At 41.4% G+C, this 18584-nt stretch carries 18 protein-coding genes and 2 tRNA genes; 8 read left to right on the forward strand and 12 right to left on the reverse strand.

The features are described 5' to 3' along the window. Positions 1-22: 22 nt before the first annotated feature. Positions 23-493, reverse strand: coding sequence for a ribosomal protein S18-alanine N-acetyltransferase (gene rimI / locus JK188_RS03285; protein ID WP_036950199.1), 471 nt, complete (start codon positions 491-493; stop codon positions 23-25). Next, positions 462-872 (reverse strand): DNA polymerase III subunit psi, encoded by a 411-nt coding sequence (locus JK188_RS03290; protein ID WP_211886759.1) that lies wholly within the window; start codon positions 870-872, stop codon positions 462-464. The genes rimI and JK188_RS03290 overlap by 32 nt, the downstream gene beginning before the upstream one ends. A 134-nt stretch (positions 873-1006) precedes the next feature. Here JK188_RS03290 and rsmC point away from each other — a divergent pair, with 134 nt between their 5' ends. The 3 genes from rsmC (at position 1007) to JK188_RS03305 (ending at position 2460) form a co-directional block, all read left to right on the forward strand. Then, entirely contained in the window at positions 1007-2020 is a 1014-nt protein-coding gene (gene rsmC / locus JK188_RS03295) for a 16S rRNA (guanine(1207)-N(2))-methyltransferase RsmC (protein WP_211886761.1), read from the forward strand. Positions 2021-2194: 174 nt separating this feature from the next. Further along, positions 2195-2280: transfer RNA gene (locus JK188_RS03300), tRNA-Leu, on the forward strand. A gap of 94 nt (positions 2281-2374) precedes the next feature. Then, positions 2375-2460: transfer RNA gene (locus JK188_RS03305), tRNA-Leu, on the forward strand. Between the two features lie 98 nt (positions 2461-2558). Here the strand turns inward: JK188_RS03305 and JK188_RS03310 are convergent. The 5 genes from JK188_RS03310 to JK188_RS03330 form a co-directional block, all read right to left on the reverse strand. Beyond that, positions 2559-2813 carry a DUF1435 family protein gene (locus JK188_RS03310; RefSeq protein WP_036950193.1) on the reverse strand — a complete coding sequence of 85 codons (255 nt, stop codon included), beginning with the start codon at positions 2811-2813 and terminating at the stop codon, positions 2559-2561. Between the two features lie 152 nt (positions 2814-2965). Then, positions 2966-3496 carry a GNAT family N-acetyltransferase gene (locus JK188_RS03315; protein WP_211886763.1) on the reverse strand — a complete coding sequence of 177 codons (531 nt, stop codon included), beginning with the start codon at positions 3494-3496 and terminating at the stop codon, positions 2966-2968. Between the two features lie 188 nt (positions 3497-3684). Then, complete coding sequence (phoA, locus tag JK188_RS03320) at positions 3685-5124, reverse strand: alkaline phosphatase (protein ID WP_211886765.1); 1440 nt, start codon at positions 5122-5124, stop codon at positions 3685-3687. Positions 5125-5320: 196 nt separating this feature from the next. Beyond that, positions 5321-5926 (reverse strand): DUF3156 family protein, encoded by a 606-nt coding sequence (locus tag JK188_RS03325; protein ID WP_249215467.1) that lies wholly within the window; start codon positions 5924-5926, stop codon positions 5321-5323. Beyond that, positions 5901-7394 carry an APC family permease gene (locus JK188_RS03330; protein WP_036950184.1) on the reverse strand — a complete coding sequence of 498 codons (1494 nt, stop codon included), beginning with the start codon at positions 7392-7394 and terminating at the stop codon, positions 5901-5903. The genes JK188_RS03325 and JK188_RS03330 overlap by 26 nt, the downstream gene beginning before the upstream one ends. A 397-nt stretch (positions 7395-7791) precedes the next feature. On the opposite strand from JK188_RS03330, the gene JK188_RS03335 reads away from it, so the two are divergent. Then, positions 7792-8460, forward strand: a complete 669-nt coding sequence (locus JK188_RS03335; RefSeq protein WP_132496283.1) for a helix-turn-helix transcriptional regulator — start codon at positions 7792-7794, stop codon at positions 8458-8460. Positions 8461-8523: 63 nt separating this feature from the next. Here JK188_RS03335 and JK188_RS03340 read toward each other — a convergent pair whose 3' ends face one another. The 5 genes from JK188_RS03340 to JK188_RS03360 all read right to left on the reverse strand — a co-directional run bounded on the left by JK188_RS03340 (position 8524) and on the right by JK188_RS03360 (position 14096). Beyond that, positions 8524-10017 (reverse strand): aldehyde dehydrogenase family protein, encoded by a 1494-nt coding sequence (locus tag JK188_RS03340; RefSeq protein WP_132496111.1) that lies wholly within the window; start codon positions 10015-10017, stop codon positions 8524-8526. 29 nt (positions 10018-10046) lie between these two features. Continuing rightward, complete coding sequence (locus tag JK188_RS03345) at positions 10047-10415, reverse strand: cupin domain-containing protein (RefSeq protein ID WP_036950178.1); 369 nt, start codon at positions 10413-10415, stop codon at positions 10047-10049. A 57-nt stretch (positions 10416-10472) separates the two neighbouring features. After that, positions 10473-11774, reverse strand: coding sequence for an NAD(P)/FAD-dependent oxidoreductase (locus JK188_RS03350; protein ID WP_036950176.1), 1302 nt, complete (start codon positions 11772-11774; stop codon positions 10473-10475). Positions 11775-12123: 349 nt separating this feature from the next. Further along, positions 12124-12870, reverse strand: a complete 747-nt coding sequence (locus tag JK188_RS03355) for a helix-turn-helix transcriptional regulator (protein ID WP_036950174.1) — start codon at positions 12868-12870, stop codon at positions 12124-12126. A gap of 239 nt (positions 12871-13109) precedes the next feature. Then, complete coding sequence (locus JK188_RS03360; protein ID WP_036950171.1) at positions 13110-14096, reverse strand: glycosyltransferase; 987 nt, start codon at positions 14094-14096, stop codon at positions 13110-13112. Positions 14097-14308: 212 nt separating this feature from the next. Between JK188_RS03360 and JK188_RS03365 the strand changes: the two genes are divergently transcribed. The 4 genes from JK188_RS03365 to idi all read left to right on the forward strand — a co-directional run bounded on the left by JK188_RS03365 (position 14309) and on the right by idi (position 18490). Next, entirely contained in the window at positions 14309-15229 is a 921-nt protein-coding gene (locus tag JK188_RS03365; protein ID WP_211886767.1) for a DUF808 domain-containing protein, read from the forward strand. A gap of 74 nt (positions 15230-15303) precedes the next feature. Beyond that, entirely contained in the window at positions 15304-17082 is a 1779-nt protein-coding gene (narX, locus tag JK188_RS03370) for a nitrate/nitrite two-component system sensor histidine kinase NarX (RefSeq protein WP_211886769.1), read from the forward strand. Positions 17083-17152: 70 nt separating this feature from the next. After that, entirely contained in the window at positions 17153-17791 is a 639-nt protein-coding gene (gene narL / locus JK188_RS03375; protein ID WP_036950165.1) for a two-component system response regulator NarL, read from the forward strand. Between the two features lie 177 nt (positions 17792-17968). After that, on the forward strand, positions 17969-18490 hold the full coding sequence (idi, locus tag JK188_RS03380) for an isopentenyl-diphosphate Delta-isomerase (RefSeq protein ID WP_154599534.1): 522 nt from the start codon (positions 17969-17971) through the stop codon (positions 18488-18490). Positions 18491-18584: the final 94 nt, after the last annotated feature.

Consider the following 18584-nt stretch of genomic DNA (forward strand, 5'->3'; position numbering starts at 1 on the left):
GGTTTTTCTTTAGAAGAATGTATTACGCTTTTTGACTAAACATATCTTCGCTGAACAAGGTTAATGCCAGTACTAACGCATCTTCTCGGCCTGTTTTTGTCGGATAATAGTCTTTGCGCACTGTCGCCTGTTGAAAGCCAAGTTTGTCATAAAGATGAATAGCAGAAGCGTTCGATTCTCGCACTTCCAACCACAGGGTTGAAATCCCTCGATTAACAAGATCGTGAATTAATCTTTCTAATAGCATTCGTCCATAGCCATGTCCTTGAAAATCAGGGTGAATGGCAATATTGAACAGCGTAGCTTCATCTAATACATACTGAGTTATTGCATACCCAACAATTTGATTATTAACTGATATTTTTAGATTATGGTATTTTTCACCTTGGTTGCCATAAAAAACTCGCTCAGTCCATGGAAAATCATGACTTAACTTTTCAATTAAGAAGGCTGTCGCGAGATCAGATTGCTTGAGTGTTGAAATTTTCATCATATTGATAAATTTGTTTCCATAGTGCCTGTTTAGCATTGCTGCTTGCTATCAGTTCAGACAAAACAGGAGAAAGAAATGTGACTTTTGAACCTTCGGGATGAATGCCATCCCCTATCACCCAACAAGGTATTGTTATTGGTGTTGGAATGAGTTTGAGCTGATCGGAATTAATGCACACAACGTCAATCTCATCGATCTTCATTGTGAGAAAAATATCTTTTAACAGCTGGCTGTTTAAATCAAGGTTCTCATCAGTGATAATAATAAGCTTAGTCGACTCAGGAATGCGTACACCACGTTCACCACGTAACACAGCCGGATTTCTCACCATCCATTGAGTGATCCCCATTTGTTCTAAAAGTCTGTCACGTCGTGTCATTGCTTTACCCAGTCGTTAGTTAACAACCACATCTTATCAAAGGGGATTAATAGCGCCAACAGAGCAATGCTATTTATCTTTTTTCTGGTAAGGTAGTCCGCGTGGTTATATTCATTTTAGGAGATAGACAGAATATGTCATTACTGACACCCGCCAGCGAAGTTATTCAACGCCATTTAGAGCACTTTACCGATCGTCATGTTCTTTTGGCAGGCGATATTCAGGATGAACTGGGTGCAATTTTAGAAGCCGCCAGCGTGCGCGTGCTCACTAACCAGTACCATCGCTGGAAAAACTTACAGCCGGCATTGGGTGAAAATGTTCTGTTTGCTTCAACAGCAACCGCGGAATTCGTTAAACCTTGCGACACCTTAATTTACTTTTGGTCTAAGAACAAACAAGAAGCCGCGTTCCAACTTGATGATTTATGTACCCATCTTGCTGCTGGCAGCCAAATTTTTATCGTCGGCGAAAACCGCAGCGGCGTAAAAAGTGCCGAAGCGATAATGGAAGGGATTGCGACACTGCAAAAAATTGATTCCGCACGCCGCTGTGGGCTCTATTACGGTGAATTAGAGCAACCAACCGAATTTGATATTAAGCGCTGGTGGCGTAACTATCAGGTTGATAATGTGAAAATTCATGCACTTCCAGGTGTATTCAGCCATAACGAGTTAGATATCGGTAGTGATTTACTGCTCTCCACATTGACTGAGCCAATGAGCGGTAATGTGCTTGATCTGGCTTGCGGTAACGGCGTACTCGCCGCGGTCATCGGCTCACAAAATCCGGGTGTCACCTTAACCCTAAGTGATGTCAGCGCATCCGCGATTGATTCCGCTACGGCAACATTAGCGGCCAACAACCTGACCGGAAAAGTGATCCCAAGCGACGTCTATTCCGATGTTGATGATAAATTTGATTGGATCATTTCTAACCCGCCGTTCCATGATGGGATCAATACCAGCTATAACGCGGTAGAAACACTTATTTTCCAAGCACCTAAGCACCTGAAAAAAGGCGGACGCTTACGGATCGTGGCGAATGCATTTTTACCTTATCCTGACTTACTGGATAAAGCGTTTGGCGGTCATGTGGTTCTGGCTAAGACAGGTAAATTCAAAGTTTACGAAGCCATTAAGCGCTAAAACGGCGAAATTATCTCATTGTCTATTTTGTTTCTAACGGTCAACTTTATAAGTTGGCCGTTTTTTCATCAAACAAGATAGCGCCGATAAAAATTTATTGACGTCTGCGCAAATTAGCCTAAAATCCGCACCGTACTATTGATGCATGAGCAATTATGCAAAAGAGTTAGTATTGCGAGGGTGGCGGAATTGGTAGACGCGCTAGCTTCAGGTGTTAGTGTCCTTTGGACGTGGGGGTTCAAGTCCCCCCTTTCGCACCACTTACTCTTCATAATTTCAATTATCTATGCGTTGACTGCTCTTCGCAGCTCATTATAGAAATCAGTATCAATAGAAAGAATTTTGACAGTATTTGCGAGGGTGGCGGAATTGGTAGACGCGCTAGCTTCAGGTGTTAGTGTCCTATGGACGTGGGGGTTCAAGTCCCCCCTTTCGCACCACTGTTAATGATTCGTAGCCTTATGATTTAATCCTCAGATGTTCAATCCTTGATAGCCACTCGCGCAATACTCCTAGCCTAAATATCGCTTAGACAATCTTAGCTTCGCATAATAAAAATCAGCAAGAAACAACCTAAAGACATCACTGCTGGAATAATTAATAAACGGCGAGAACCTCGATTAAACAGCATGCCAGCCGTCGCAATCATCAAGGTGATCATCGCCACTTTCAGTGGATCAAACCCCATATTGCTCAGCAGATACATAATACTCAGTAATACCACCGCGAAGACGCCCCACAAACCAGCGCCAATACGCCGCAACCCAGTTGCTTTTGATACGCTAGTTCCCATAACGTCTCCCATTTATAGCTAACGAGTCTTTAGCTAACTCTTAATTAGCCTATAATTTCGCTAAAGATGATAATGATTATCAATAATATCTGCGTTTCTATAAAAATCAATCAAATTTTTGTGAGGAAAATATTTCCCCCACGGTAAAAATATCACTCAAAAGTACAAACAAAGTGAATATCTTCAGGCTCTAGCGCAAACAGCACAGGATCGGGCTTTTCGAGCAGTTCACAGCCCATATATTGATAAAAATGCACCGTATTTTCGGAAGGGGTTGCAGAAACATACAACCCACCAGCGCCTTTCTTCAACGCCCTCTGCTGGCAAAGTTTGAAAAGCTGGCCGCCCAGCCCTTCACCACGATATTGGTGGCTAACATGAAGAAAAGAGAGCTGCAACAGATCCTGATTTTCCCCTCGCCATACATTATCTAAACTCGCTGCGGCGATTAGTTTTTCATTATCAAAAATACCAAAGAAAACAGCGCCATTATCATAACTTTCCAGCAAATGCGGGGTATATGCATCGGTTTCACCTTCCGGCCAACCTTTCATATCAAAACGTTGAGCGGAAAGAACTAACTCTCCTTGTTGGTGAAGATAAAGGTGTTCAATCAATTCAGTTCTATCAATCGACCACACATTTGGGATCTCATCCCGCGTGAGCTCGCGTGTTATTCTCATTTTTATTGGTCTCTTAATGCTTGTATAAAGGCTATATAAATCGGATACATAGAGAGCATACAGGCTACACAATCAAAAAGAAATCAGGGCATGAGGAAGGAAACTTAATGAGGATTTATTGGACTTTATAAACAAAAAAGTTCTCTGTAGCATCCTGCCGCAGAGAACTTTTAACTACAGGGGTTGGTTTATTGCTTCAATCCCATCGCATCGCGCATGGTAAAGAACAAATCGGTTTGGTCAGTCAGACCCATTACGTTCGCGGCATGTGGACCATAGGCTGCTACACGTAGCTGAGCACCTGTATGCTCCTGTGAATCTTCTTCTTCAGAGTTACCGTAGTTCACGGTCATCACGGTACCATCTTTAGTAATCAGCGCTTGAGTTAAGCCTGATGATTTAGTTCCGTCTGGAATAATTTGACTAGAATGCGAGTGGTCAGCGGTCACGATAACCAGCGTATCACCGTGCTTCTTAGCAAAATCTAAGCCCACTTGTACCGCTTGGTCCAGCGAGACAGTCTCACCAATTTGACCACATGGGTTCGCTTTATGATCCTGCTTATCGATAGAAGCGCTTTCAACTTGTAAGAAGAAGCCATTCGGATTTACTTTCAATAAATCAATCGCTTTTTCAGTCATTTGCGCTAATGTCGGTGCATTCGGGTCTAGTTTAGAATTCGGTTTACACTCTAATGCTGCATTATTTAAGTTACCGTGATAAGTGGCTTTTGGACCTTCCCACGCCACAGTCATGTTGCCATCATGGAACAGACCTAACACAGGTTTATCTTGGTTAGCTTCTTTGATTGCATCGAGTGACTTAGCATCACGAACGATAGTGAAGCCTCGCTCTTCCGCTTGTTTTTCCAAGGTTTTCCCTTTGTAATCACCCGCTTTAGCTTCCTGCTTAAAACTTTTCGCACCGCCACCTAATGTGACATCGGCACGAGTGATCATTAACTGTTCAGAGATAGAACCACGACCGCCATTTTCCAGCGCATTGGTTGCACACTTTTCGCTGGTCTCTTCAGGACCGTAACATTTGCGCCCCGTCACATGAGCAAACTGAGCCGCTGGCGTTGCATCTTGGATCTCAGATGTCGTTACGTTACCCGTTGCTTTACCATTCCGTTTCGCAATTTCAATCAATGTGTCATGGTCTTTACCGAATACATCAATCCCTAAAGCGCCGTTATAGGTTTTCACACCGGATGACCATGCTGTTGCAGATGCCGCAGAATCAGTTACATAGTCTGGTTTTTGTGTTTTCTTATCTAATGCGTAATGGGTGTATTGTCCAGTGATTGGCAATGCATCGATTCCTTTAAAGAAACCGCCAGCCCCTTCAGCATAGTTACGTGCGACGGTAATTTCAGAATCCCCCATACCATCGCCGATAAATAAAATGACGTTCTTTGCTTGACCATTATGCAGTGCCGCTTTCATGATATCCGTCTGTTCAGTCGATAAACGGCGAGCACCACCAAACTTAGTGATATCCCCTTTTGCAGCGCGACTTTCTGAAACTGCATCATTTTTATCCGCGGCATAAGCGGGGATTGCAGTTCCTAAAATTAACGTACTTACAGCGACGGCTAACATAGATTTCATAAAATTACCTGTCATAACTTTTATCCTTGCCAATCAATAAAAAGAAGAGTGAATATACTTCGAATAATTGACCAGCATGCTAGAGCAGCCAGATGACAGTTGAATGACGGTTTTATGTCGATATAAAGATGATTGTCATAAACATAGCAGCCATAAACATAACAATCATAAAAGCGAAACGCCCAATCAGGGCGTTATCGATGAGAAAAAATTATTGATGAGGTGTTTGTTGGCTCATGAGTTGAGAAATCAGCTGTAGTGCGCTTAATAAGCGATGTCGCTGCTGATCAGTCAAACGTAAATAACGCCGAGCAGCAGGGATCCGACTAACCATTTCAGAAGCTGTGTAAGGCTCAATTTCGCAACGCCAAACGCCATTTTTGACAGCAATATGACAGTGAGTGAAATCTAGCTCTTCGAAAGTTTGGCGGATCACGGGGTACTGCTCTAAGCTTTCGACCAAAAATTTCCCTTCCGTTTGTTGAGTCGTGAACTGAACGTGTTTTTTCCGCGCTGACCCTGCTGTTTTCACATCAATCTGTGCCACCAGCGCACTGTCACATTTTCCCGAAACTGCAAAGCGACTATGCACAATAAACGCCATAAACAAGGTTTTCACACGCTCAGTCACTTCCACTTTAATACCTTGAGGCAATTGGATGAGCAACACTCCAGGCGCCTCCCACTCACAAACATAAGGAGCGATATCTTTCTCAATCCGATTTAAAGTTAACCCAGCTTGATACCCTGTCGGGAGGCGTTTTTGAGTTAACCTTTTCCACCATGGTGACTTAGGCAAGGTTACGTAAAGGCTCAAGTTCCACCTCCTCTGCATTGTCATCGTCAAATGAGTTGGACAATACTTGTTCAACCGGAACGGGCTTAAATGGATTCACTTTCTGCACTAACACGGTCCAACCTAATGCATAACTCGCGGTTAATCCCAACATAATGGCAAATGGAATATACACGTCCGCTTTATTCATGCCCGGCGGCGTGATGTAAACAATCGCTAGAATAATCCCCACACTCGAAATAATTTGAGGGATAGGGAAGAATGGTGAGCGATAAGCACGATGCAAATCAGGGCGACGAATACGTAATAACACCACAGAAATCGTCACTAATAAGTATGCCGTTCCCCACGAGCACACAGCCGCCAGCACCAACGGGATAATACGGTCTAAATCCCCTTGGATAGCAAATGCGTGTAAACATGGGATCATCACCGCCACTAAAATACCAAACACTGGCGTTTTAAAGCGAGGGTGTAAATAAGCGAACACTTTTGGTAATGCACCATCTAATGCCATGCCGTAAAGAATGCGTGGAACTGCCGCCATCAATGTATTGATAGTTGCCCCACCCGCCAGCAATAAGGCGATTCCAATCCAGTATTTACCGAAGTCACCCATAATTTGCCCAGCAAACGCAGGAATAGCCATCGGTGTTTCTAATAGGCTCACACCATTTTGAGGGTCAACAATCACGTTTTCGACTTGGTTTGTCAGTGCCGCACCAAACAGGAACATACAGAATGCCACGCCACATAAACCAATCGCCATCGCACGCGGGATCACTTTGGCTGAATTTTTAATTTCCGGCGCCATCGGTGTCACTAATTCACAGCCGACAAACATAAACATCGCCATTCCCACAAAGCTAAGAACAAGGGTCGGGTCAGAAATATTCAGCCCTTGACCAAACCAGCCTTCTGCAGAAACATGGAATGGCATCAGCAGCCCACAAATACTGAAAATCACCAACGTGCTCCACATTGCAAAAGTGAGCACCACTTCCACTTTGCCGAAAGCTTCGATACCAAATGCATTCAATAAGCCGAATGCCACAACTAAACCAACCCCCACCATCCAAGAGGAGTTATTGGTTTCCAGCACTGTATTCAGGCTTTCAAAGTTCACTAACGCCATAATCCCGGACAAAATGGTCTCTGCTGTACCTGCAAAAACGTGAACTATCAGATAGGCAGACAGTGCCCCTGTAATCGCCCAAAAGCGCCCCATACCGCAGGAGATATAGTCGTAAACAGAACCGGAGGTCGGTAAAATTGCCGCCGCTTCGGAGAATGTGGTTAATTGAGCCTGCATCATGATAAAGCTCAGTAAAACAGCTAAGGCAAAAGTATCACCGCCGATCCCAAAACCACTGGTTACAGTGAGGATCACAGGGCTTGCCATAATCACGCCAACCGAACTGGCGAGCGTTGTTGGAAAGCCAACCTTACCTTTTTCAATGTGTGATGTTAATTTTGAGGATAAATTCATTTTGCTTCCCTCTCTCTGCTTACAGCCCAAATTGTGAATTTTTTGTAAAAATGAAGTGACTGCATTCTCACTATAGAAATAAGCCTAAACATCTCGCCATCGTCCTTTAGAACGATACCCAGAGAGAGGGGAGCACACAGAGCCCAAAACGAAAAGTACCCTTTTAAAACTCAAATAATATAATAATCATTGAAATATCAATGGTTAGTAAAAAATAACCTCATTAACATATTAACAAACACACTACGAAAGATACCCAAAGGCAGTAAACTCCCTTTAAACGATAAAAAACAAGTTTTAAATAGTGTAACCACGCTCACGTTATTAACATGTTTACTTTATGTTAATCGAATTAAATTGCATGATAGTAAGCTGTATATTTTGATGGGGTATGATGATGGTTCAACCGCTATTTAGTGAGAGTCAACAGGGCTTAATCGACTGCTGCCTAAATACAATTGCCCATATCATTCCTATTTCTGCGGCGGTTTATTATCTAGTAAATGAGCACTGGCAGCCAGAAAACCATGTACTGTATGGAATTTCTGCGCGTATGCATGAAGAGTATCTCTCTGCCTTTTCCCAGCACGATCCTCTACATCCCGACCATTTTCGTGGTGAGGATCTCCGTTTAGTGAAGATGCCAGTGGAAATGCGTCAGCACGATCAAACCTTCTTCCATGATTTTATGCAGCCAAACCATATCGCAGATATGGCAGAGATTTTTATTCGCCGTAAAAATAAGATTGTGGCGGGAATTTCCGTGCTACGCGATACGCCATTTACGCCGGAAGAGGTGATTAGGCTCAATGCAATCTTACCAATTGCGGAGCTTATGACATTTGATGTGCGACCCGATTCTCTGGTTTCCTATACCCCGAAAGAGCAAGAAATTATTCATTTAGTGCGAGAAGGCGCCAGTAATAAGCGTATTGCGCTGCTGTTGGGTGTTTCGCTTTCCACTGTAAAAACCCATCTACGCAATATTTTTACCAAAGCCAATGTGAGCAACCGGACAGAATTAGTTTCCTCCGGATTTATACTGCGCCAAGATAAAATTTTATAAAAAATCCCGGCGCATTGGCCGGGAAAACTGTTGCTTTACAGAAAAAACAAAACCACTAACGCTCTAATAACGCACCATGACGGACTTTAATTCAGTGTAGTGCTCGATGAATGCACTACCAAATTCACGACCAATTCCAGAGGACTTAATACCACCGAAAGGCACTGCTGGGTCGAGGAAGGTGTGCATATTCACCCAAACGGTTCCTGCTTCAATTTGTGAAACCATGCGCATTGCTTTGCTGAGATCATTTGTCCATACGCTCGCAGCCAAGCCAAATGGCGTGCTATTCATCATCGTAATCAGCTCTTCTTCATCATCATAAGCCAAGAAAGTGCCGATAGGACCAAATGTCTCTTCTTTCATTAATACATCATCAGGGCCATTTGCACGAATAATCGTAGGCGGTACAAAGTAACCCGCTCCAGCAATTGGCTGCCCGCCATAGACAATTTCACTGCCATCTTGGCGTGCTTTTTCAAATAGGCTTAAGATCTTATCGTAATGGGCTTTATTGGCTAATGGTCCCATTTCTGTGGTTTCATCCAATGGCGAGCCAACCTTCATTGCCGATAAACGCGTTTTTAGCGCTTCCAAAACCGTATCCATCAATTTAGATGGAATATAGAAACGCTCTGCCGCTGCGCAGATTTGCCCTTGGTTTAAATAACCCGCTTCAATGATGCCGCTCACAATCTTATCCACGGATAAATCCGCTAAGAATGCTGCACCATTTTTACCGCCCAATTCTAATGTGACGCGAGTCAGTTTGCCTTCCATCGCTGAGCGCCCTACCGCCAATCCAGTCGGCACTGAGCCTGTAAAGGTCACTTTCGAACAAAGTTCATGGCTAATTAAAGCAGGTCCCACTTCGCGACCACCACCATTTACAATATTGATTACACCATCAGGAATACCCGCTTCTTTAGCGAGTTCAGCCACGCGCAACATGGTCAGAGGGGTAAACTCACTTGGCTTCAGTACAATCGTGCAGCCACATGTCAATGCAGCCGCTAATTTCCAAATGGAAATCATAATGGAGAAGTTCCATGGGATAATCCCAGCAACCACCCCGACAGGCTCACGCTGGGTAAATGCCGAGTATTTTTCGCCATTAAATGATGGCAAAGAAACATTCAGGGTTTCACCGCTAATTTTGGTTGCCCAGCCCGCAAAATAACGTAAAAACTGTGCCGCTGAACCTACTTCCAGAAAACGTGATAACTGAATGGTTTTCCCAGAACTTAAGGTTTCTAATTGTGCTAATTCTTCTAAGTGTTTTTCGAGCAAATCCGCTAAACGATTCAAACAGTTGCCTCGTTCCATCGGCGTGGTATTTGCCCATGAGCCTTTAAATGCGGCATATGCCGCATTCATCGCTGCATCAACTTCTTCGCAAGTCCCTTCTTTCACTTTCGCAATCACTTGCTCGGTGGCTGGATTCACGACTTCAAAATAAGCATCTCCCTTGCCAGAAACAGGCAATCCATTAATAAAATGACCGTGTTGACGGTTCAAGAATTCTCTAACTTCTGGTAACAGGGTTAACTCACTCATCGTTATCTCCACCTCGTTAATTTATCAAATTACGCATTCACGCAGGCTAAATAGTGTTTTACAAAACGTGGTGCGCTGATTTCCCAAAGTACTTCAGTGCCTTTGGCTGCAAACCAAGAGTCGCCTTTATGGTATTCCACGGTGACGCCTGTTTTTACGTCGGTTAATTTCACCGAACCTTCATGGACAGTTGCCATTTCATCAAATGGGTAAACCATCTTAAATTTGCCTGTTGTACAAGCAAAAATACCGCAAGTCAGATTATCTGTTGGCTCTCCGTGGATCATCGCCACGCTTGCTTGTGGATCACCTTCAACAACCACAGAACCTAAATTGCTCACGCTACCAATGTTCAGTAATTCAGGAAGTGCTTTGTTTAACAGTAATGGGCTGATCATCTTTCTTACCTTCTCTTATGTAATAAAATCAAAAATGGACATTAAATTTAGGAAAACTTAGCGGCGACCTTGCCAATATCCTGATAACTGATGCCAACACTTGGCAAGTGACACAATGGCATTACGCATGCTGTCTTTCCCCATAATGTCAGCATGAGGAATCGAACTCATCAGGTCATAGCGGCTGGAGCCTTCAACCATTCCCTCAGCAAGCACCTTGCACACGATCTGGCTTGGCGTAACACCAAAGCCTGAATAGCCTTGTACGTAGAACACGTTTTTATGACCAGGGATCGTGCCAATTTGCGGGAATAAGTTAGCACTACACGCCATTGGACCTCCCCATGCCAGCTCGATTTTGACGTCTTTCAGGTATGGGAAAACATTCAGCATCAATTTACGGTTCCACTCTTTCAAGTCGGATGGAATGTATTCTAAAAAGTACGTCGAGCTACCAAATAGCAGGCGATTTTCGTTTGTTACACGGTAGTAATCGATGACTGGGCGAATATCGCTGTATGCCCCGCGAATTGGGCTAATGCGTTCAATTAATTCATCGGAAAGCTCTTCCGTCATTAACTGATAAGCATAGGTGTTAATTGTTTTTGGGTATAACGTCGGCTCAAGACCATTCAAGAAGCCATCGCACGCCCACAACATTTTTTTCGCTTTCACGGAACCCATCGCGGTACGAACCGTTACTGTATCGCCGTACTCAACATTCAAAACTTGGCTGTTTTCAAAAATTTTTGCGCCATATTCACTCACCGCTTTCGCTTCCCCCAGTAACAGGTTAAGTGAATGAACATGTCCGCCTCCCATGTGTTTGATTCCACATGTATAAGCGTCAGATCCGATAATCTGCTTTAAATCTGAACCTGTATAAAATTCAATTTCTTCATCTGGCGCGACGGCTTTAAAATCTGCAAGCCAACTGCGCAATGTTTTTTCTTGGCGCTTGTTACTACCTAAGTAGGCATAACCATGGCAAAAATCCGCATCAATATTGTATTTGGCGATACGGTCACGCATGATCCCCGCGCCCATGTTGCTCAGTTTAAAAATCGTTTCTAAACCTTCAGAACCAACGTGTTTTTTAATCGCATCGAGGTCATGACCAATACCAGCCATCACTTGCCCACCGTTACGTCCTGTACCGCCATAACCAAGATGGCGACCTTCCAAGATAGCAATGTTGGTAATTCCCTTTTCACACAATTCTAATGCTGTATTAATCCCTGAGAATCCACCACCGATGATCACGACATCCACATCAATGTCTTCTTTCAAAGTTGGGAAACGCAGATCATATTTTTTGGTTGCTGAGTAATAAGTTAATGATTCTACTTGGTTATTCATAATGGATACCCTATCTAGTATCTTGCAATAACCTTGATTATCTTAACCAATCATTAACAGTTACATAGCCCTTTAGGGACATTCGAAACATAAAGTTAACATTTGTGACGTAGATACAATATTTACTTATAAATAAGATTAAATCAATTTAAACCTTTTATGTTTTAATTCAAAAGGATAAATATTTATTATTATATTAATAGAAATTATTACATATTTTAGTAAAGGATGAAGGCAAGGAGTATTTCATTGCTAAGAGATAAATACAATCAATTGAAAAATAAAGCTTTATCAAGGTTATCTAGTATAACCATCTGATATATACAAGAAATACACTAACTCTACTCAATTACTGTTTTATTGGAGTCATTAATAAATTAAACAATTCAACTTGAGAGTTAATCTCTAATTTTTGATAGATATTCTTGCGGTGATTTTTGACAGTACCCAAGCTAATAAACAGCGCCTCGGCAATTTGTGGGGAGCCTTTACCTTCCAAAATTAATTCAACGACCTCACACTCTCTTGGCGTCAAACCAAAGCAAGTTTGTAAGTCAGTATTACGGTAATGGCTGGATACTGAGTTAGGCACGACTTCCTTATGTAATCGAGCGATACTTCGAATAATATCAAAGGCTTCTTTTAATGAGGCTTGTTTATTTTCGTCTGAAAGAAAAGGCTGGTCTTCATTACCAAAGAAAATACCTAATTGTTTATCGGCCGATAGCTCCAGCAACAGCCCCGCCTCATCGCACCAACCGGTCTTACGATAAAAGTTAAGATAATAATCAGTATGATAAAACCCTTTCGGTGCAACTTCTTTCAATGTCAGCACCTTCGAGCTGCCACCTTTTTGTAGTTCTTGGTAGAAAGGATCCATCAGATAAGCGCCACGCTGATAAATACGATTGATACTGTCACTATTGCGCTTCTCAACTTTCGACAGAAAACGCGGCGCACCTTCTTTTTCAAAGGCATAAATAATGGCGTTATCAAAGACCACAAAAGAGGACAGCCATGACAACAAATTGGGGTAAAACTGGTTGGTTGCCACGGAGTCAATAAGGTCAGGTAATTTATGCAGATAATGATCCATTTAGCCCTCACTCATTAACTTATTAATAATTTATCACCGTGTATATTCAGGCGAACTATAACCCTATAAAGACCATATTCTGAGAGGAAGCTCAATTTTTTTGTTATTAATATGTTAATTAAATCACAATATATGCCATGGATATTAATAATGTTTTATCAATTATTTAATAAGTTGAAGGGGATCGAAGAAAGTACAGGAGTAATAAAAGAGAGCAGCCCCGAAAGGCTGCTAGAGAACTATTTATTGATAATGGCCTTCAATTTGCTGTAACGACGGATCAAACGCCACTTTAATTTCAGCGTTGTGGCATGCTTCCAAACAATATCCCAGTAACCTTTATCGAAAAACAGCTGAACCATCTGCTTTTGCGTTTCCGGTGACTTGATGGCTAATAGCGCTAAAACAACCCCTAAGCCTTCTTTCCCCACTTGCCATAAGCAAGCCGGTGCTTGTTTCACTTCTTCAGGATGGCGCTTATAGATATCCATCAACATATCTAAGATCTTCAGATAGGTATTGATCTTACGTACTGAGCGCTCATCTCCGGTTAAAGAGTGAGAAACGGATTGGTTATGGATCAGATATTCATAATATTGTTCATTGATAAACTGCACTCGTTTAGCAACGAGCAGCATTTCGGTAGTCCAAGGAATATCTTGATGGTGTAATCTTGGTTCAAAGGAAAAATTGTGTTCTCTAATTAATGACAAGCGATACAGATTCAACCAAGTTACATGGAGAAATTTACGAGAGCTCAAGCCAATTTGCAGCCATTGAGGGCCCGTGATCACGCCAGTAGAAGGCACTTTATTTGGCGGAAAAATAGCTTTTGGCGCATCCCCATTGGTGTACACATAAGTACCATTGCAAGTTGCTACGTCCAGATCCCCCACTAAGGCAATCTCTAATAAACGACCATACATTCTGGCATCAATTTCATCATCAATATCAGGGAAAGTGATGTATTTCCCTGTTGCGACAGCCATTCCGGTATTACGCGCAACGGAAACGCCACCGTTTTCCTGAGTGAGTACTTTGAAATTCTCAAACTTATCTTCGTATTGACGAATGACTGATTCGCTATCATCTGTTGAACCATCGTTCACAACGATCAGTTCCCAGTTTTCGAGCTTTTGGGCAATTAAGCTGTCAAAAAAATGGGGTAAAAACTTTTCGCCGTTATAAACAGCAACAACGATACTCAATACAGGCTGAAGGGACATGGATTAACCTTACGCTCATTAAAAATGATGATAATGACAAAACATATTCTTGTTTTTCATGAAAAATTCATAATCAAATCAAAGCTGTTATGATAAGAGCAACTTTACCTATCCCGATTATTACTCAAATTATCAAATCGCTGTGAACTAATTTTGACTTATCTTACCTAAGAAATGTCAATTATACCTCACCTTAACAAAAGGATCCTCCTGTGGCTGGAAGTAGCTTACTTGCCTTATTAGATGATATTGCAGCAGTTTTAGATGATGTGTCCGTGATGACAAAAATGGCGGCAAAAAAAACATCTGGTGTTCTGGGTGATGACCTCGCTTTAAATGCGCAACAAGTCACAGGCGTTCGCGCTGAAAGAGAGATCCCTGTCGTCTTGGCTGTCGCAAAGGGCTCATTCATCAACAAACTCATTTTAGTCCCACTAGCATTACTGATTAGCGCTTTCATTCCGTGGGCAGTCACACCATTATTAATGATTGGAGGCGCATATCTCTGCTTTGAAGGCGCTGAAAAACTTGCCCATAAGTATCTACACAAACATGAAATCTCACCATCAGAAGCAGCACGAGAAGCTCAGCGTTCAGAACAAGAAATAGCAGCATTTGAAAAACAAAAAATTAAAGGTGCAATCCGTACTGATTTTGTTTTATCGGCGGAAATTATCGCTATTACTTTAGGTATCGTTTCTTCAACAACGCTCCTAAACCAATTTGCAGTTTTATCAATTATTGCCATTGTCATGACTGTCGGGGTGTATGGATTAGTTGCTGGTATAGTCAAACTAGATGACTTAGGCTTCTATCTACAGAAAAAAGCCTCTACTTTGCTGCGTAAATGCGGTAATGGGTTAATTTATGTAACCCCTTATTTAATGAAAACATTATCTGTTGTAGGAACGGCCGCGATGTTTATGGTCGGAGGGGGGATACTCACTCACGGAATTACCTATCTGCATTTATGGATCGAAAAAATGGCAGAAAAGACAGGCAGCATCAGTGTTGTTGGTAATACACTACAATTTTTGACTCCTTCTATTCTTAATTTAATTTTTGGTCTAGTTATCGGTTTACTTATTGTTTTCATTATTAACTTTTTTGCTCGATTTAAAAAAACAAAATAAAGCTAAAAACTGACTAATATCCTTAAATACATTATGGTAATAGTCAGTTTATTTTGTATCAGGAAAAAGAGAGAATGCCGACACTTTACCGACGATTTTCGATCATCAACCAGGTTATTGGGTTAATGCTACTTATTGCTGTTTTAGGCATTATCGGTATGACAATTTCCAACCGTATGATCATCAGTGTACAAGGCAATGCTCATGCCATTAACACATCAGGTTCCTTGCGCATGCAAAGTTACCGCCTACTTTCTTTAACGCCCATAAACCAGCATAGTCAGAATTATCTTGATGAATTAGAGAAAGACTTACTCAGCCCCGAACTCACCCAAGTGGTTAAAATTGAAAACCTTACACCTGAATTTAATAAAATACATGAATTTTGGCTAAACACTTTAAGACCCGCACTCACAAAAGCATCTTCACCTGATGATGCCCGTTATGAAGTCATTACTTTTGTTAATATGCTCAATGAGTTAGTTCATAATATTGATGATAAAACTGAGAAAAAAATAGCTTACGTTGCCATGACTCAGCTTATTTTTATTAGCTTAGTCTTTTTACTGTTGATGGGAACAATCTGGCATTTGAGACGAAAAATTTATTACCCATGGATGAAACTGCTTTCTATGGTTAATGCTATTGGGCGTAAAGACTTTACTCAGCGCTATCCCATGAAGAATAATAAGCAAGATGAGCTCAATGCCCTAGGTGAAACCCTCAATCATATGTCTGATGAGCTGGCACAAAGTTACCACCAACTCGAAGAACGTGTGGCAGAAAAAACCGCGGACTTACTCGCTAAAAACCGGGTTTTGTCATATCTTTATCAATCAAATCAAATATTACACTCATCGGAAACGCTTTATTCAAGATTACAAAAAGTTCTCACAGAGCTGAAAAACATTACGCAGCTAGAGAACCTACGCCTCAAATTATATGAAGATAGCAATGAACAATATTTTCATGAAATCTCTTATGCCACGACCAATCTCGAAATAGATAAAACAAAGCTATCTTCCACTAATCAGCATCCATTACACAATGATCCAGCAAAAGAATATCAAACGTTACAGTGGGATCTCTCTGATAACATGCACCGATATGGTGTAATTATTGGTGAAATTGAGCAAAAACAATCATTTTCTGATGAAAAAAACAGATTGGTTCTTATGCTAGCGAAACAGATTTCAGGTATGCTCACCATGGAGCAACAGATAGAGCAACAGCAGCAGCTGCTAATTATGGATGAACGTGCCGCTATTGCCAGAGAGCTTCATGACTCTATCGCGCAATCACTCTCATGTTTAAAAATGCAAATTAGCTATCTGCAAATGCAACCAGAACCATTACCAGAAACAACGCTACATTTGCTCAATGAGATGCGTACAGAAATTAATACTGCATACAGCCAGTTACGGGAATTATTAACGACTTTCCGCTTGAAACTCACTGAATCAGGTCTATTACCTTCACTCAAAAGTACTTTAGGTGAATTTAGTGGGCGTATTGGCTTTAATATTCAGCTTCATTATGAAATTCCAGCGAAAAGTATCTCACCACACCAATCTATCCACATAATACAAATAATTCGGGAAGCACTAAGTAATATTCTAAAGCATGCCAATGCAACTTGGGCTAAAGTTTCATTAAGCCAACATAGAGGCACTGTCACCATTACAATTGATGATAATGGCAATGGTATTGATGACAATCCAAATAAACTTAACCATTATGGCCTCATTATTATGAGAGAAAGAGCACTTAGCCTGAATGGCGAGTGCTACATTACTCAACGTGCCGGAGGGGGAACCGAAGTGAAAGTTACATTCCCTTTATCTGACATTTAAAGCATCTGATATTTAGAACATTTGATATTTAAAACACCGGATCAAATCATTCATGGAGACTAAAAATATAATGACCGAAAAATCAACGATCCTACTTATTGATGATCACCCAATGCTCCGAAATGGTGTAAAACAGCTGATTAGCTTAGAGCCTTCACTTAAAGTTATCGGTGAAGCTGGAGATGGCAAAACGGGTATCCAGATAGCGGAAGAACAAGATCCTGACCTGATCCTTTTAGATCTCAATATGCCCGGAATGAATGGCTTTGAAACCCTAGATGAACTCAGAAAACGTGAACTTTCAGGCAGAATTATTCTCTTTACCGTATCGAATTATAGTGATGATTTGATCAGTGCGCTTAAGCGGGGTGCTGATGGTTATTTGCTAAAAGATATGGAACCTGAAGAACTGATTATCGCGCTCAAAGAAGCCGCAAGTGGAAAAATGGTGGTTAGCCCGACATTAACCTCTGTCCTTGCTGAATCATTAAGAGAAAATCAATCACAAAATGAAAGCGATGCAATCGCATTAACGCCACGAGAATCCGACATTTTAGAGCTTATCGCTCAAGGGCTATCAAATAAAATGATCGCTCGAAATTTAGATATCGCAGAGAGTACAGTAAAAGTACATGTAAAACATTTACTTAAAAAACTAAATCTAAAATCTAGAGTCGAAGCTGCTGTCTGGGTGCTCCAACAAAAATAATATTTCTTCATAATACCGTCTTCATTCATAGCTAAATGATTGATTCATCTAGCTATGAATGCACTTATCAATCTCACTGTACAAATTAACAAAGGCTATTAATAGCTCTAATCTACAAGTCATTTTTTTCCAGTTATAATAAGCTTGCTTTGACTCTTACTGATACAGATTACCCTTATGATAGAAGAACAACTTATTTTAGTTAATGAACAAGACACACCAATTGGTAGCATGCCAAAACTACTTGCTCATCAGCAAGGCTGCCTACATCGTGCATTTTCTATCTTTATTTATAACCGTAAGAACGAATTACTCATTCAACAACGCGCATTTCATAAATATCATTCCGCTGGGCAGTGGGCAAATTCCTGCTGTAGCCATCCAAGGCCGCAAGAAGATACCCATGATGCAGCTTTACGCCGCTTAACAGAAGAACTCGGGTTTTCAACTTCATTAACTCATGTTGGTGAGTTTATTTATAAAGCTGATGTGAATGGCGGGCTAATTGAGCATGAGTATGACCACCTATTTGTGGGCTACTATGACAATCAAGTCATTCCTAATCCTGAAGAAGTCAGTGCTACCTGCTGGATTAGCCTTGAAACTTTAGCCCAAGAAATCAGTACTCATCCTGAAAAATTTACTCCGTGGTTCAAGAAAATCTGGGAAAAATACCCGTTACTGAATTTTTCTTCCTAATCCTTCTTTTATATTACGTCAGCCATAACGTATTCCTTTTTTCTCTGTTACCAGATAGTCTTCTCATAAGCAACAGATAGTATAACCAATTAAT

Origin of the sequence: Providencia sp. JGM181, from assembly GCF_018257375.1 — a bacterium.
GTDB classification, from domain to species: domain Bacteria; phylum Pseudomonadota; class Gammaproteobacteria; order Enterobacterales; family Enterobacteriaceae; genus Providencia; species Providencia lanzhouensis.